Origin of the sequence: Pseudomonas allokribbensis (genome assembly GCF_014863605.1) — a bacterium.
Classification (GTDB): domain Bacteria; phylum Pseudomonadota; class Gammaproteobacteria; order Pseudomonadales; family Pseudomonadaceae; genus Aquipseudomonas; species Aquipseudomonas allokribbensis.
Genome location: NZ_CP062252.1, coordinates 6,535,428 through 6,548,912, shown reverse-complemented (window position 1 = coordinate 6,548,912; position 13,485 = coordinate 6,535,428). Strand labels below are relative to the sequence as shown.

General features: G+C 61.4%; 11 protein-coding genes. 7 read left to right on the top strand and 4 right to left on the bottom strand.

Annotation, left to right across the window (positions count from 1 at the left end; all coding sequences use genetic code 11):
* Positions 1-11: 11 nt before the first annotated feature.
* The 7 genes from IF199_RS30190 (at position 12) to IF199_RS30160 (ending at position 9,809) form a co-directional block, all read left to right on the top strand.
* Positions 12-437, top strand: a complete 426-nt coding sequence (locus IF199_RS30190) for a F0F1 ATP synthase subunit epsilon (protein ID WP_007954164.1) — start codon at positions 12-14, stop codon at positions 435-437.
* Between the two features lie 118 nt (positions 438-555).
* Positions 556-1,923: a bifunctional UDP-N-acetylglucosamine diphosphorylase/glucosamine-1-phosphate N-acetyltransferase GlmU gene (gene glmU, locus IF199_RS30185; protein WP_192559381.1), complete on the top strand. Its 1,368-nt coding sequence runs from the start codon at positions 556-558 to the stop codon at positions 1,921-1,923.
* A 133-nt stretch (positions 1,924-2,056) separates the two neighbouring features.
* Positions 2,057-2,833 carry a DeoR/GlpR family DNA-binding transcription regulator gene (locus IF199_RS30180; protein ID WP_192559380.1) on the top strand — a complete coding sequence of 259 codons (777 nt, stop codon included), beginning with the start codon at positions 2,057-2,059 and terminating at the stop codon, positions 2,831-2,833.
* 2 nt (positions 2,834-2,835) lie between these two features.
* On the top strand, positions 2,836-4,668 hold the full coding sequence (gene glmS / locus IF199_RS30175; RefSeq protein ID WP_096822374.1) for a glutamine--fructose-6-phosphate transaminase (isomerizing): 1,833 nt from the start codon (positions 2,836-2,838) through the stop codon (positions 4,666-4,668).
* A gap of 410 nt (positions 4,669-5,078) precedes the next feature.
* Positions 5,079-6,770 carry a urocanate hydratase gene (gene hutU / locus IF199_RS30170; protein ID WP_192559379.1) on the top strand — a complete coding sequence of 564 codons (1,692 nt, stop codon included), beginning with the start codon at positions 5,079-5,081 and terminating at the stop codon, positions 6,768-6,770.
* A 2-nt stretch (positions 6,771-6,772) separates the two neighbouring features.
* Positions 6,773-8,305, top strand: a complete 1,533-nt coding sequence (hutH, locus tag IF199_RS30165) for a histidine ammonia-lyase (protein ID WP_192559378.1) — start codon at positions 6,773-6,775, stop codon at positions 8,303-8,305.
* A 97-nt stretch (positions 8,306-8,402) separates the two neighbouring features.
* The gene (locus tag IF199_RS30160) at positions 8,403-9,809 is read left to right on the top strand and encodes an amino acid permease (RefSeq protein ID WP_192559377.1); all 1,407 of its coding nucleotides are present in this window, start codon (positions 8,403-8,405) and stop codon (positions 9,807-9,809) included.
* A gap of 46 nt (positions 9,810-9,855) precedes the next feature.
* Here the strand turns inward: IF199_RS30160 and IF199_RS30155 are convergent, their stop codons facing one another.
* The 4 genes from IF199_RS30155 to IF199_RS30140 form a co-directional block, all read right to left on the bottom strand.
* Positions 9,856-10,764 carry a MurR/RpiR family transcriptional regulator gene (locus IF199_RS30155; protein ID WP_096817037.1) on the bottom strand — a complete coding sequence of 303 codons (909 nt, stop codon included), beginning with the start codon at positions 10,762-10,764 and terminating at the stop codon, positions 9,856-9,858.
* A gap of 110 nt (positions 10,765-10,874) precedes the next feature.
* Positions 10,875-11,639, bottom strand: coding sequence for an ABC transporter ATP-binding protein (locus tag IF199_RS30150; RefSeq protein ID WP_096817039.1), 765 nt, complete (start codon positions 11,637-11,639; stop codon positions 10,875-10,877).
* Between the two features lie 18 nt (positions 11,640-11,657).
* Positions 11,658-12,770, bottom strand: a complete 1,113-nt coding sequence (locus IF199_RS30145; protein ID WP_192559376.1) for a succinylglutamate desuccinylase/aspartoacylase family protein — start codon at positions 12,768-12,770, stop codon at positions 11,658-11,660.
* A gap of 9 nt (positions 12,771-12,779) precedes the next feature.
* A complete protein-coding gene (locus IF199_RS30140; protein ID WP_096817043.1) occupies positions 12,780-13,478 on the bottom strand; it encodes an ABC transporter permease in 699 nt (232 codons plus the stop codon).
* Positions 13,479-13,485 lie beyond the last annotated feature (7 nt).

Genomic DNA, 13,485 nt, shown 5'->3' with positions numbered 1-13,485 from the left:
GAGGCAATCAGATGGCTATGACAGTCCATTGCGATATCGTCAGCGCGGAAGGAGAAATCTTTTCCGGCCTGGTCGAGATGGTGATTGCGCACGGTGCTCTGGGTGATCTTGGTATCGCTCTGGGCCACGCGCCGCTGATCACGAATCTCAAGCCGGGTCCGATCCGCCTGATCAAGCAAGGCGGGGAAGCCGAGGTGTTCTACATCTCCGGTGGTTTCCTCGAGGTTCAGCCGAACATGGTCAAGGTGCTTGCCGATACCGTGCAACGTGCCGCCGACCTGGATGAAGCTCAGGCTCAAGCAGCTCTCAAGGCTGCCGAAGCTGCTCTGCATGAGAAGAGCGCAGATTTCGATTACGGAGCTGCGTCCGCACGTCTGGCCGAGGCTGCAGCTCAGCTGCGCACCGTCCAGCAGATCCGCAAGAAGTTTGGCGGTTAATCCGTCAGCCACTTGTTGTGCGATTGATTAAAAAGGGTAGCCTCGGCTACCCTTTTTTCTTTTCCGACTTTCAAAAACCCGGTCGCAGTTGCTGACCACCCAGGATTGGTAGCCAGTCATGTCTCTTGAAATCGTTATCCTCGCGGCCGGTCAAGGCACCCGTATGCGTTCGGCACTGCCGAAAGTGCTGCACCCGATTGCCGGTGACTCGATGCTCGGCCATGTTATCCACAGTGCCCGTCAACTTGATCCACAGCGCATTCACGTGGTCATCGGCCATGGCGCCGATGTGGTGCGCGAGCGGCTGGCCGCCGATGATCTCAATTTCGTGTTGCAGGACAAGCAGTTGGGCACCGGCCATGCGACTGCCCAGGCTGTACCGTTCATCACCGCCGACACCGTTCTGATTCTCTACGGTGACGTGCCGTTGATCGAAGTCGAAACCCTGCAGCGTCTGCTCAAGCACGTTGTACCAGGGCAGATGGGATTGCTGACCGTCGAACTGGACGACCCGACCGGTTATGGCCGCATCGTGCGCGACGCCGGCGGCAAGGTCGCGGCGATTGTCGAGCACAAGGACGCCAGCGAAGCACAACGAGCGATCACTGAAGGCAATACCGGTATTCTTGCGGTGCCTGCCAGCCATCTGGCTGACTGGATGGGTCGTCTGTCGAACAACAACGCCCAAGGCGAGTATTACCTGACCGACGTGATTGAAATGGCGGTCGGTGATGGCCTGGTGGTTGCGACCGAGCAACCCCATGATCCGATGGAAGTGCAGGGCGCCAACGATCGCAAGCAACTGTCCGAACTGGAGCGCCACTATCAGTTGCGCGCTGGCCGTCGTCTGATGGCTCAGGGTGTGACCCTGCGTGACCCGGCGCGGTTTGACGTGCGTGGTGAAGTGACCGCCGGTCGCGATGTGCTGATCGACGTCAACGTCATTCTCGAAGGCAAGGTGGTCATCGAAGACGACGTGGTGATCGGCCCGAACTGCGTGATCAAGGACAGTACTCTGCGCAAAGGCGTGGTGATCAAGGCCAACAGTCATATCGAAGGTGCAGTGCTCGGTGAAGGCAGCGATGCCGGCCCGTTTGCACGCCTGCGCCCGGGCACTGTGCTGGAGGCTCGCGCCCATGTGGGTAACTTTGTCGAACTGAAAAACGCCCGCATGGGCGAGGGCGCCAAGGCCGGGCACCTGACCTATCTGGGCGATGCCGAGATCGGTGCCCGCACCAACATTGGCGCCGGCACGATTACCTGCAACTACGATGGCGCCAACAAGTGGAAAACCGTGTTGGGCGAAGATGTGTTCATCGGCTCCAACAATTCGCTGGTGGCGCCTGTGGATATCTCCGCAGGTGCAACCACCGCAGCCGGTTCGACCATCACCCAGAATGTGGATAACGCCCAGTTGGCCGTCGGCCGTGCGCGGCAGAAGAACATCGATGGCTGGAAGCGGCCGGAGAAGATCAAGAAGAGCTGAGTTATCCACAGCGCTTCGATCTGAAAAATCGCTGCCTACGGGCAGCGATTTTTTTTCATCCCCCGTCTTGACGGTTTTGCTGCGATAGGTTTTGATTGCTTTCATTATCTTTCGAATCGAAACTTAGCGCGCTATGTCGAAACGCAACACACCCCAACGTCGCCACAACATTCTGGCCTTGCTCAATGAGCAGGGCGAAGTCAGTGTCGACGAGCTCGCCAAGCGTTTCGAAACCTCGGAAGTTACGATTCGCAAGGATCTGGCCGCACTGGAAAGCCATGGTCTGCTACTGCGCCGTTACGGCGGAGCGATCACCATGCCTCAGGAACTGGTGGCCGACGTCAGTCAGAACGTTTCCAAATACAAACAGGCGATTGCCCGTGCGGCGGTCAGCCGTATTCGCGAACACGCCCGCATCATCATCGACAGCGGCAGCACCACGGCCGCGATGATTCCCGAGCTTGGCCAACAGCCGGGCCTGGTGGTGATGACCAACTCCCTGCACGTCGCCAACGCCCTGAGCGAACTCGAACACGAACCTGTCCTGCTGATGACCGGCGGCACCTGGGATCCCCATTCTGAATCCTTTCAGGGCCAGGTCGCCGAGCAGGTACTACGCTCTTACGACTTCGATCAGTTGTTTATCGGTGCCGATGGCATCGATCTGGTGCGTGGCACCACCACCTTCAATGAACTGCTCGGCCTGAGCCGGGTGATGGCGGAAGTGGCGCGGGAAGTGATCGTGATGGTCGAGGCCGACAAGATCGGCCGCAAGATTCCAAACCTGGAGCTGCCGTGGAGCAGTGTCCATACCCTAATCACCGATGATCGCCTGCCTCAGGAGGCACGGGATCAGATTCAGGCTCGCGGTATCAATTTGATTTGCGCGACGGTCAGTCAGGAGAAATAAGCATGTGTGGAATTGTCGGCGCGGTAGCTGAACGTAATATCACCGCCATCCTGGTCGAAGGCCTCAAGCGCCTCGAATACCGGGGTTATGACAGTGCCGGTGTGGCGGTGTACACCAATGACGGCACGCTGGAACGCACCCGTCGCGTGGGCAAGGTCAGCGAACTGGACGCAGCCCTGGCTGAACATCCGCTGATTGGCCGTCTCGGTATCGCCCACACCCGCTGGGCAACCCATGGCGCGCCGAGCGAACGCAACGCCCACCCGCATTTCTCCGGCAACGTCGCGGTGGTGCACAACGGCATCATCGAAAATCATGAAGCGCTGCGTGAACAACTCAAGGCGCAGGGTTACGTGTTCTCTTCCGACACCGATACCGAAGTTATCGCCCACCTGCTGACCGAAAAACTCAAGGCGCTGCCGGACCTGTCCGACGCCCTGAAGGCAACGGTCAAGGAACTGCATGGCGCCTACGGTCTGGCGGTTATCCACGCGCTGCAACCGGATCGCCTGGTCGCGGCTCGCAGTGGCAGCCCGCTGGTGATCGGTCTGGGCCTGGGCGAAAACTTCCTCGCTTCCGACCAACTGGCTTTGCGTCAGGTCACCGACCGTTTCATGTACCTGGAAGAGGGCGATATCGCCGAAATCCAGCGTGACAAGGTGCAGATCTGGGACGTGACCGGCAAAGCCGTCGAGCGCCAGACCGTGCAGTACACCGACGGTGCCGAAGCTGCTGACAAAGGCGAGTTCCGCCACTACATGCTCAAGGAAATCCACGAGCAGCCATCCGTGGTGCAACGCACGCTGGAAGGTCGATTGAGCTCGGATCAGGTGCTGGTGCAGGCGTTCGGCCCGCAGGCCGCCGAGCTGTTCGCCAAGGTGCGTAATGTGCAGATCGTGGCGTGCGGCACCAGTTATCACGCCGGTATGGTTGCCCGTTACTGGCTCGAAGAGCTGGCGGGGATTCCGTGCCAGGTCGAAGTTGCCAGTGAGTTCCGCTACCGCAAGGTGGTGGTGCAGCCGGACACACTGTTCGTCACCATCTCCCAGTCCGGCGAAACCGCCGACACCCTGGCCGCCCTGCGCAACGCCAAGGAGCTGGGTTTCCTGGGCAGCCTGGCAATCTGCAACGTCGGCATCAGTTCGCTGGTGCGCGAATCCGACCTGACCCTGCTGACCCAGGCCGGTCGCGAAATCGGCGTGGCCTCGACCAAGGCGTTCACCACGCAACTGGTCGGCCTGCTGCTGCTGACCCTGTCCTTGGGCCAGGTGCGCGGCACTCTGGAAAAAGGCGTTGAAGCCCGACTGGTCGAAGAATTGCGTCGCCTGCCAACTCGCCTGGGCGAAGCGCTGGCCATGGACAGCACCGTGGAAAAAATCGCCGAACTGTTCGCCGACAAGAACCACACCCTGTTCCTCGGTCGTGGTGCGCAATACCCGGTAGCGATGGAAGGGGCGCTGAAGCTCAAGGAAATCTCTTACATCCACGCCGAAGCCTATCCGGCCGGCGAACTGAAGCATGGCCCGCTGGCGCTTGTGGATAACGACATGCCGGTGGTGACCGTTGCGCCGAACAACGAACTGCTCGAGAAGCTCAAGTCCAACCTGCAGGAAGTCCGTGCACGTGGCGGCGAACTGATCGTGTTCGCTGACGAGAAGGCAGGGATGACCAACGGCGAAGGTACCCACGTGGTGCAGATGCCGCACATCCACGACATCCTGTCGCCGATCCTCTACACCATCCCGCTGCAACTGCTGTCGTACTACGTCGCTGTACTCAAAGGCACCGACGTGGATCAGCCGCGTAATCTGGCGAAGTCGGTGACCGTGGAATAAGTTATCCACAAGGGTAACCCGTAATAAACGGTCACAGCCTGAAGGCCTATTGGGGCCTCCAGGTTGTGGCATGTTCCCCACTTTTTGTTACCGAACACCCCAGCGAGGCGCAACGCCACGCTTCTGTAACAGTCTCCCGCCGCTCAAAACACTCCCTGTAAAAAAACTGAAATACGCCGCAACCCTTGATTTTGGCGCTCTCCAGCCATGTCTGCGGTTCTTGTTGGATAGCTTCTCAACAAGTTGGCCGTTCAATTGCATATGCTTGTATGTACAAGTAAAGACGTATGCATACGAGTTGAAAGAAACCGAGCATCACGTCCACTGATTCGCTTGTCGCGCATTGAGGCGCACAAGCCGCTTGCCCATCGCCAGGGTTGGTTTGAATTGATCGCTGAGGAGTCTTTTTCGTGACTGACAATAAGCCTACAAAATTCCGCAATGTCGAAATCCGCGCCGCCCGCGGCAACAAGCTGACCGCCAAGAGCTGGCTGACCGAAGCGCCGCTGCGCATGCTGATGAACAACCTCGACCCGGAAGTGGCCGAGAACCCGAAAGAGCTGGTGGTCTACGGTGGCATCGGCCGCGCTGCGCGCAACTGGGAGTGCTACGACAAGATCGTCGAAAGCCTGACCAACCTGAACGACGACGAGACCCTGCTGGTGCAATCCGGCAAGCCGGTCGGCGTGTTCAAGACCCACAGCAATGCCCCGCGCGTACTGATCGCCAACTCCAACCTGGTGCCGCACTGGGCGACCTGGGAACACTTCAACGAACTCGACGCCAAAGGCCTGGCCATGTACGGCCAGATGACCGCCGGCAGCTGGATCTACATCGGCAGCCAGGGCATCGTCCAGGGCACCTACGAAACCTTCGTCGAAGCCGGTCGCCAGCATTACAACTCCAACCTCAAGGGCCGCTGGGTCCTGACCGCCGGCCTCGGCGGCATGGGTGGCGCTCAGCCGCTGGCCGCGACCCTGGCCGGTGCCTGCTCGCTGAACATTGAATGCCAGCAGGTGAGCATCGATTTCCGCCTGAAAAGCCGTTACGTCGACGAGCAAGCCAAAGACCTCGACGATGCCCTGGCGCGCATCACCAAGTACACGAAAGAAGGCAAGGCGATCTCCATCGCGCTGCTGGGCAACGCTGCGGAAATCCTCCCGGAACTGGTCCGTCGCGGCGTGCGCCCGGACATGGTCACCGACCAGACCAGCGCCCACGACCCGCTCAACGGCTACCTGCCGGCCGGCTGGAGCTGGGACGAATACCGCGCCCGCGCCAAGACCGAACCGGCCGCTGTGATCAAGGCTGCCAAGCAATCGATGGCCGTGCACGTCAAGGCGATGCTCGACTTCCAGAAGCAAGGCATCCCGACCTTCGACTACGGCAACAACATCCGTCAGATGGCTCAGGAAGAGGGCGTGGAAAACGCCTTCGACTTCCCGGGCTTCGTCCCGGCCTACATCCGTCCGCTGTTCTGCCGTGGCATCGGCCCGTTCCGCTGGGCGGCGCTGTCGGGTGATCCGCAGGACATCTACAAGACTGACGCCAAGGTCAAGGAACTGATCCCGGACGACGCGCACCTGCACAACTGGCTGGACATGGCCCGCGAGCGCATCAGCTTCCAGGGTCTGCCGGCGCGGATCTGCTGGGTCGGCCTGGGCCAGCGCGCCAAGCTCGGCCTGGCGTTCAACGAAATGGTCCGTCGCGGCGAGCTGTCGGCACCGATCGTGATCGGTCGCGATCACCTCGACTCCGGCTCGGTCTCCAGCCCGAACCGTGAAACCGAATCGATGCAGGATGGCTCCGATGCCGTCTCCGACTGGCCACTGCTCAACGCCCTGCTGAACACCGCGAGCGGCGCGACCTGGGTGTCGTTGCACCACGGTGGCGGCGTCGGCATGGGCTTCTCGCAGCACTCGGGCATGGTGATCGTCTGCGACGGGACCGACGAAGCGGCCGAGCGTATCGCTCGCGTGCTGCACAACGACCCGGGCACCGGTGTGATGCGCCACGCCGACGCTGGTTACCAGATCGCCATCGACTGCGCCAAGGAGCAGGGCTTGAACCTGCCAATGATTACTTCGGTTAAAGGAGCCTGAACATGACTGCACTGAACCTGATCCCTGGCCAACTGAGCCTGTCCCAACTGCGTGACGTCTACCAGAACCCGGTCAAACTGAGCCTTGATTACAGCGCTGCTGCGCAGATCGAAGCCAGCGTCGCCTGCGTCGAGCAGATCCTCGCCGAGAACCGCACTGCCTACGGCATCAACACCGGTTTTGGCCTGCTGGCCTCGACCCGCATCGCCAGCGAAGACCTGGAAAACCTCCAGCGTTCGCTGGTGCTGTCCCACGCCGCTGGCGTTGGTCAGCCGATCAGCGATGAGCTGGTGCGTCTGGTGATGGTGCTCAAGGTCAACAGCCTGAGCCGTGGTTTCTCTGGCATCCGCCGCGTGGTGATCGATGCGCTGATCGCCCTGATCAACGCCGAGGTTTACCCGCACATTCCGTTGAAAGGTTCGGTCGGTGCGTCCGGCGACCTGGCACCGCTGGCGCACATGTCGCTGGTGCTGCTGGGCGAGGGCAAGGCGCGCTACAAGGGCGAGTGGATGGAAGCGACCGAAGCGCTGAAAGTCGCCGGTCTGACCCCGCTGACACTGGCGGCGAAAGAAGGTCTGGCGCTGCTCAATGGCACTCAGGTTTCTACTGCATTCGCGCTGCGCGGCCTGTTCGAAGGTGAAGACCTGTTTGCTGGCGCGCTGGCGCTGGGTGGTCTTACAGTTGAAGCGGTATTGGGCTCGCGCTCGCCGTTCGACGCGCGTATCCACGCTGCCCGTGGCCAGAAAGGCCAGATCGACGCCGCTGCCGCTTACCGCGATCTGCTGGGCGAGCGCAGTGAAGTCTCCGACTCGCACCAGAACTGCGAAAAGGTTCAGGACCCGTACTCGCTGCGCTGCCAGCCGCAAGTCATGGGTGCTTGCCTGACTCAGTTCCGTCAGGCCGCTGAAGTGCTGGTGATAGAAGCCAACGCCGTGTCCGACAACCCATTGGTGTTCGCGGCCGAAGGCGACGTGATTTCCGGCGGTAACTTCCACGCTGAACCAGTGGCCATGGCCGCTGACAACATGGCTTTGGCCATCGCCGAAATCGGTTCCCTGAGCGAGCGTCGCATCTCGCTGATGATGGACAAGCACATGTCGCAACTGCCGCCGTTCCTGGTGGCCAATGGCGGGGTGAACTCCGGTTTCATGATTGCCCAAGTGACTGCGGCCGCACTGGCCAGCGAGAACAAGGCGCTGGCTCACCCGCATTCGGTGGACAGCCTGCCGACTTCCGCCAACCAGGAAGACCACGTGTCGATGGCCCCGGCCGCCGGCAAGCGTCTGTGGGAAATGGCCGAAAACACCCGCGGGATTCTCGCGGTGGAATGGCTGGCGGCGGCGCAAGGTCTGGACCTGCGCAACGGCCTGAAGACCTCGACCAAACTGGAAAAGGCCCGGGGGATTCTGCGTCGCGAAGTGCCGTTCTACGAGAAGGACCGCTTCTTCGCGCCGGACATCAATGCAGCGACCGAGCTGCTGGCTTCGCGCACGCTGAATGAGTTGGTTCCGGCGAACTTGCTGCCGAGTCTGTAAGTGCCTCTTCGCCAACAGGCTGTCTTCCACACTGCGTGGAGGCCGGCCTGTTGGCGTTTCGATTTTTGCGTCGAATAACAATAAATAAGGACGAAAAATGCAGCAGCCAGCAAAAGGTTTGAAACGCGGGCTTTCGGCCCGACACATTCGCTTCATGGCCCTGGGATCCGCAATCGGTACCGGGTTGTTCTACGGTTCTGCCTCGGCCATCCAGATGGCCGGTCCTGCGGTTCTGCTCGCTTACCTGATCGGTGGCGCGGCGGTGTTCATGGTCATGCGCGCCCTGGGCGAGATGGCGGTGCACAACCCGGTCGCCGGCTCGTTCGGGCATTACGCGAGCACCTATCTCGGCCCGATGGCGGGCTTCATCCTCGGTTGGACCTACGCGTTCGAAATGGTCATCGTCGGCATGGCCGATGTGACGGCGTTCGGCATCTACATGGGCTTCTGGTTTCCGGAAGTCTCGCGCTGGATCTGGGTGCTGGGCATCGTTTCGGTGGTCGGCGGCCTGAACCTGTGCAACGTCAAAGTCTTCGGTGAAATGGAGTTCTGGCTGTCGTTGCTCAAGGTCGCGGCTATCGTCGCGATGATCCTCGGCGGCTTCGGCATCATGTTGTTCGGCATCAGCACCGCCCCCGGGCAGGCGACCGATATCAGCAACCTGTGGACCCAGGGCGGCTTCATGCCCAATGGCGTGGGTGGCCTGATCGCCTCGTTTGCAGTGGTGATGTTTGCCTTCGGTGGTATCGAAATCATCGGTGTGACCGCCGGTGAAGCCAAGGACCCGCACCGTGTGCTGCCCAAGGCGATCAACGCCGTGCCGCTGCGCATCCTGCTGTTCTATGTGCTGACGATGTTGGTGCTGATGTCGATCTTCCCGTGGCAGCAGATTGGCAGCCAGGGCAGCCCGTTCGTGCAGATTTTCGACCACCTGGGCATCAGCTCGGCGGCCACGATTCTGAACATTGTGGTGATCTCGGCGGCGGTGTCGGCCATCAACAGCGACATTTTCGGTGCGGGTCGCATGATGTACGGCCTGGCTCAGCAAGGGCATGCGCCGAAAGGCTTCGCCCGCCTGTCACGCAATGGCGTGCCGTGGCTGACGGTGATTGTGATGAGCTGCGCGCTGCTGCTGGGCGTGTTGCTGAACTACCTGATCCCGGAAAACGTGTTCCTGCTGATCGCTTCCATCGCGACCTTCGCCACGGTGTGGGTCTGGCTGATGATTCTGTTCACCCAGGTGGCCATGCGTCGTTCCATGACGGCCGAGCAGGTCGCGCAACTGAAATTCCCGGTACCGTTCTGGCCGTATGCGCCGATGGCGGCGATTGCCTTCATGTTGTTCGTGTTCGGCGTGCTGGGTTACTTCCCGGACACCCAGGCAGCGCTGATCGTCGGCGTGGTCTGGATCGTGTTGCTGGTGCTGGCTTATCTGACGTGGGTCAAACCGGCGGCCGGGCAGGCTGCGCGGGTGACCAGCGATCAGCCGGTTTCTCAGCCCTGATCTGAATGAAGGGGCGTCCGGGATTTGCCGGCGCCCCCTTCACGCATCACTTCTTCGGCGATTTGCTGCCGTTGGGGATGTGCAGGTAAGACATCACGCTTTCGGTCAGCTCGGTCGCCAGTTTGACCGCTTCCTTGTTGCGCGCCATTACGCCCGCGACCAGTCCCTCGATCAACGCCAGCATGGCCACGTTGGAGCTGGTCAGCACCGGATGATCGCAGGGTGCAAACAGCACATGCTCGGCAATGCTGGTGAGCGGCGAGGCCGGTGAGTCGGTGATCGCCAGTACCGACGCGCCGCGTTGGTTGGCGAATCGGGCGAGTTGCAGGGTGTCGAGGGAATAACGCGGCAGGGAAATCGCCAGCAACACATCCTGATCGGTGATCGCGGCCAGTCGGTACGCAGCGTTTTCGTTGCCGCCCTCCATGCTGATGGCGGTGGCGTCGGCGCAGAACGGCATCAGGGTCGAGGCGGCGAGGCCGGCGAAGTAGACGCTGTTGCCGAACCCGAGGATGTAGATCTTGCGCGCAGTGGTCAGCCGGGTGACGAACGCTTCGAAGGCTTCGGCATGGTTGTTGGTCGCCGCCGTGGCCAGGTTGCTGCTGGCGCTCTCGATCTGCTCATGCAGGCCGAACGCTCCGCCCGGACGATGAGCCAGTTCATTACGCAGCTTGTCGACCGGCGACACCATCTGCTGCAACGTCGCTACCAGTTCAGCCCTCATGCCCATATAACCACCGAGGTCCATCGCCTTGGCCAGTCGGTTGACGGCGGCGGGCGAGGTCGATGTTTCGTGGGCCATTTCCTCGATCGTCAGCGTCGCGGCTTTCAGCGGATGACGCAGGATGAAGTCAGCCACCTTGCGCAGCGACGGCGGCAGATCGGCAACGATTTCCGCCAGTTTGCGCATGACCGGTGCGGCGTAGACCGTGGTGTCTTTCGATGGGCTGGGCATATCCGGATCAACAGTTCCTGAAAGTGAGAGAAGGGCTGCGCCTGACAAGGTTGGCTGGAGTGTATCCGAAGCCAACCGTTGCAGGACAACGCCGGGCGAAGCGGTCGGGCTTACTTCAGGCTCCCGGCCAGAAACTGCTGGAGGCGTTCTGACTGCGGATTGACCAGCACTTCACGTGGATCTCCGCGCTCCTCGACCAGCCCTTTGTGCAGGAACACCAATTGATTGGAAACCTCGCGGGCGAAGCCCATTTCGTGGGTCACGACCACCATGGTACGACCCTCCTGGGCGAGGTCCTGCATGACCCGCAGCACTTCACCCACCAGTTCTGGATCGAGCGCCGAAGTGGGCTCGTCGAACAGCATCACTTCCGGTTCCATGGCCAGTGCACGGGCAATCGCCACACGCTGCTGTTCGCCACCCGACATGTGGGCGGGCCAGGCATCCTTGCGATGCGCCACGCCGACTTTGTTCAGATAGTGCTCAGCCTTTTCCCGGGCCTCTTTCTTGCCCACACCCAGCACATGCACCGGGGCTTCCATGACGTTCTCCAGGGCGCTCATGTGCGACCACAGGTTGAAGTGCTGAAACACCATCGACAACCGTGAACGCATGCGTTGCAACTGCCGGGGTTCGGCTGCCTTGAGCCCGCCCAGTTTGTTGGCCACCAGTTTCAGCGGTTCGCCATTGAGCACAATGCTGCCGGCGTTGGGTTGTTCCAGCAGGTTGATGCAACGCAGGAAGGTGCTTTTGCCTGACCCGCTGGAGCCGATGATGCTGATCACGTCTCCGGCCTGGGCCTGCAGGGACACGCCCTTGAGCACCTGGTGGGCGCCGTAGCTTTTGTGCAGGTCCTGAATTTCAAGTTTGTACATGATGTGAACTCTCTGGCATCAGTCGCTGAGCAAGCGGCCTTGGCGAATAGGGGTGAAACCGGCGACCTTGGCCAGCCACAGACCGGGCTGGGCAAAGCGCAGGCGTTCGCGGGCATAGAGCACGCCGTCGGTGCAGGCGCGGACGATGCTGTGACGGTCGTTGAGCGGATCATGGACTTCGAACAGCGGATCGCCGACCTTGACCCGCGCCCCCAGCGGTTGCAGGAAACTGACCACGCCCGGGTGCGGCGCACAGGCGTACTGCGCGCCGGCGAACGGCATCGCTTCGCAACGACTCGACGGTGCTGGCGGCCATTCACCGCTGATCAATCCCTGTTCGGCGAGGTAGCCGAGAATCGCCTGCGCACTGTGGGTGCATTGCTCGCGTTCGGTGTCGGCCATGCCGCGCAATTCGATGGTGGTCGCCGCGCAGGCCAAGGGAATGTTGGCTTCCGGGAACAGTTCGGTCAGGCGCAGCCACGGCACCGCACAGGCCTCGTCGAAAGCACTGCCGCCAGCGTCTTCGGCCAGCAACGTGACCTCGGCACCGAGGCGTGCGGCCAGTGAATGCAGGCGTCCCCAGTGTTGCGGCATGGTGTAGAGCAGCATCACCGACTCGAAATCGCAGTGCAGGTCGAGCACCACATCGGCGTCACAGGCATGTTGCAGCAACAGGCGACGCAGGCCATCGAGTTCCGAGGTCGGTGGCGGCATGTCGGCGAGGGTGTCGATCAAGGCGCGGCGGATCAGCGCGACGTTGGCGTCGGCGTCATCGCCCAACCGGCCTTTGAGCAATGGCGCCACGGCTTCGGCCAGCTCCGGGAAGTCGCGATTGAAGTTCTTGCCGCTGGCGAACTCGAAGCGACCTTGATGGGTGGCCTGGAACATCTGGGCGATGCCGATCGGATTGGCCATCGGCACCAGTTCGATCACGCCGTTCAGGCGACCCTGTGCTTCCAGTTGCAGCAGGCGGCGCTTGAGCTCGACGGCCACGCGCATCCCCGGCAGCTCGTCGGCATGCAGGGAGGCCTGGATGTACGCCTTGCGCGGGCCGGCGCCAAACCGGAACACCGACAGTGTCCGCTCGGTGCCCGAAGCGCTCCACGGCAACAGGTATTGAATCTTTTCCATGTCAGCTCCTTAGTGCTTGCGCGGTGCCAGGTAGGCCAGCCAGCGGCGTTCGGCCAGCTTGAACAGGCGCACCAGAATGAAAGTCAGGGCGAGGTAGACGAGGCCGGCGGTGATGAACGCTTCGAACGGCATATAGAACCGCGAGCTCACCGTGCGCGCCGCGCCGGTGATATCCACCAGCGTGACGATCGAGGCCAGGCTGGTGGTTTGCAGCATCATCAACACTTCGTTGCTGTACTGCGGCAATGCCCGGCGCAAGGCCGATGGCAGCAGGATGCGGCGGTACAGGGTCAGGCGGGACATGCCCATCGCCCGGGCGGCTTCGATTTCGCCGTGAGACGTGGACTTCAGACTGCCCGCCAGCAATTCCGCGCTGTAGGCACTGGTATTGATGGCGAACGCCAGGCAGGCACAGAACGTGGCGCTGGAGAGGTAGGGCCAGAGCACGCTTTGGCGCACCGATTCGAACTGCGCCAGGCCGTAATAGATCAGGAACAGTTGCACCAGCATCGGCGTGCCGCGAATCACGTAGGTGTAGAGCCACGCCGGGAAGCTGAGCAGTGGCGAGCGCGACACCCGCATCAGCGCCAGCGGAACCGCCAGGACCAGCCCCAGGCTCAGGGAAATGAGCAGGACTTTGAGGGTCAACAAGGCGCCGTCGAAATACAGCGGCAGGTTTTCCCAGATCAGGTTGTAGTCGAGAATCATCGGCAGG

Coding starts and splice junctions, on each gene's coding strand:
- IF199_RS30160 (WP_192559377.1), top strand. CDS start 8,403: ATGCAGCAGCCAGCAAAAGGTTTGAAACGCGGGCTTTCGGCCCGACAC.
- IF199_RS30150 (WP_096817039.1), bottom strand. CDS start 11,639: ATGTACAAACTTGAAATTCAGGACCTGCACAAAAGCTACGGCGCCCAC.
- IF199_RS30190 (WP_007954164.1), top strand. CDS start 12: ATGGCTATGACAGTCCATTGCGATATCGTCAGCGCGGAAGGAGAAATC.
- IF199_RS30180 (WP_192559380.1), top strand. CDS start 2,057: ATGTCGAAACGCAACACACCCCAACGTCGCCACAACATTCTGGCCTTG.
- IF199_RS30140 (WP_096817043.1), bottom strand. CDS start 13,478: ATGATTCTCGACTACAACCTGATCTGGGAAAACCTGCCGCTGTATTTC.
- IF199_RS30145 (WP_192559376.1), bottom strand. CDS start 12,770: ATGGAAAAGATTCAATACCTGTTGCCGTGGAGCGCTTCGGGCACCGAG.
- glmS (WP_096822374.1), top strand. CDS start 2,836: ATGTGTGGAATTGTCGGCGCGGTAGCTGAACGTAATATCACCGCCATC.
- IF199_RS30155 (WP_096817037.1), bottom strand. CDS start 10,764: ATGCCCAGCCCATCGAAAGACACCACGGTCTACGCCGCACCGGTCATG.
- glmU (WP_192559381.1), top strand. CDS start 556: ATGTCTCTTGAAATCGTTATCCTCGCGGCCGGTCAAGGCACCCGTATG.
- hutH (WP_192559378.1), top strand. CDS start 6,773: ATGACTGCACTGAACCTGATCCCTGGCCAACTGAGCCTGTCCCAACTG.